This is a genomic window from Armatimonas sp., assembly GCF_031410135.1.
In the GTDB taxonomy this organism is placed as follows: Bacteria; Armatimonadota; Armatimonadia; order Armatimonadales; family Armatimonadaceae; genus Armatimonas.
This window is the reverse complement of record NZ_JANNYP010000738.1, coordinates 1-1,835: the sequence shown is the minus strand read 5'-3', so window position 1 is coordinate 1,835 and position 1,835 is coordinate 1. Positions and strand designations below refer to the sequence as shown.

The window sequence follows — 1,835 nt, the reverse complement described above, 5'->3', positions numbered from 1 at the left end:
CTGGCTGATCCTGACCTCGCTCCTGCACGGGCTAGTGCTCCAGAACAAAAACGGCTCCTGGCGTAAACCCAACCTCTTTCTCGGCATCCTCCCGTTTGCCGCGATGTTCTACGGGACATTTCTCACACGAACCGGTGTCTTATCGGACTTCTCCGTCCACTCGTTCTCGTCCCTGGGCAACGATGGCTACTGGCTGATTCTGACCGGGGTCTTAATGTGGACTTTCATCCCGCTGGGCCTGCTGGTTCTGCGCAACTGGGATATCCCCAAAAAGAGCGAGGCGAAAGAGGGCGCGGTATTTCTGAGCCGTGAGACGGCCTTTGCCGCAGCGGGGATCATTGTCGGACTTATCGGATTCTTTGTGGCGCTGGGCATGTCCGGGCCGCTGCTCAGCAAACTCTGGAGCGCCAAGGGTCAGGCAGCCGAGCCCGAGTTCTACAACAAAGCGCTCTACGCCCCGGCGATTGGGATGCTGATCCTCATGGCATCCGCACCGTTTCTGACGTGGAAAAACGGCGATGCACAGAGTGCCTATAAAAAGCTCTTCCCCGCCTATATCTCCGCGATTGTGCTGGCGATGGGCTTTACCGGAGTCGGGATGTACATTGGGCTACGGCATCCCGCGATGGTGCTCCTCTTTGCCGCGTCGCTGTTCTGTGTGATCGCCAACGGTATTCTCATCGCACCGCGTCTGAAGTCTAAAGGTGGACGGCTGAGTATTGGTGGGCATCTTGCTCACGCTGGTGCAGGGCTACTTATCGCGGGGTTGGCAGGGCTTGTGATGTTCTCCAAGCATAAAGAGAGCATCTTACTGATCAAAGGCCAGCCGACCGAGGCGCTGGGGTATACGCTGACCTACGAGGGCTACACCCAGCATCCGTTCGAGCGCGATAACGCCATTCGGATTAAAGTGCTGGATGGCAACAAGCAGTGGGATGCCGAGCCGCACTACACCTACACTCCCTGGGAGGGCAAGGACAGTCTTCAGGCCAACCCACCGGCCATTCACCGTAAGTTCTGGGGTGATGTCTATATCGCCCTAGGCGGCGAGGCCCAGGAGTTCGTGGATCAGCAAGATGCCACCAGCTCCAACTGGGTCTTCTCTCTCAAAAAAGGTGAGACCAAGACACTCGGCGAGTACACGTTCACGCTGATGAGCTACGACCTGGACGACAATGCCAAGGCCGTGCTCGCCAAGCACAGCGAGGCGGAGTTCAACAAGCTGCCTGCCGTGCGTATGGTCGCCAATGTGATTGTGACTTACCAGGGCAAGCAAACCCCGGTGAAAGTCGCGGTTCGCCACGAGCCTTCCGCAAACGGTGCCTACTCCGAAGTCGTCGAGATCCCAGGGCCGGGCGGAAAGCATGGCAAGGTAATCCTGCGTATGCTTCCCGCTCCTAACGAGAAAGAGATCAAGGAGAAAACGGCGGCATCGGAAGGCGCTGTCTCTCGGGCGAAAGAGGCCGGAGCACCAGGGACGCCCGCGTTCCAGCAAGCACTCACGAAGGACTTCAATGCCTTCAACGAGGGCCGCCGGATGCAGGATTTCGCCACCTACCAGGCCCTGCGCTTCGAGACCTTCAACGCCCCCGATCCCGGCGATGCGATCTTTGTGGAGCTCTCCACCAAGCCGCTCATCGGCTTCATCTGGGCAGGCACGCTCCTCTACACCCTCGGGGGCCTCATCGCCTACCGACGGCGCTTGAAAGAGTAGAACCCTCTTCCCCGAAGCCCTCCACTCAACCTGCCTCCGCAGGATTGGGAGGAGGGCTTTCTACTGTGCGGCGATGACGAGTTCTCGGACGCGGGCTGCGGTGAGCTGGCCTTTGCAGACG

The 1,835-nt window shown here is 59.1% G+C and carries 1 protein-coding gene; it reads left to right on the top strand.

The window, feature by feature from the left end; all coding sequences use genetic code 11:
- The coding region (locus RMO15_RS26915) for a cytochrome c-type biogenesis CcmF C-terminal domain-containing protein (RefSeq protein ID WP_309720106.1) at positions 1-1,714 on the top strand (1,714 nt) is incomplete at its 5' end.
- Between the last annotated feature and the right edge of the window lie 121 nt (positions 1,715-1,835).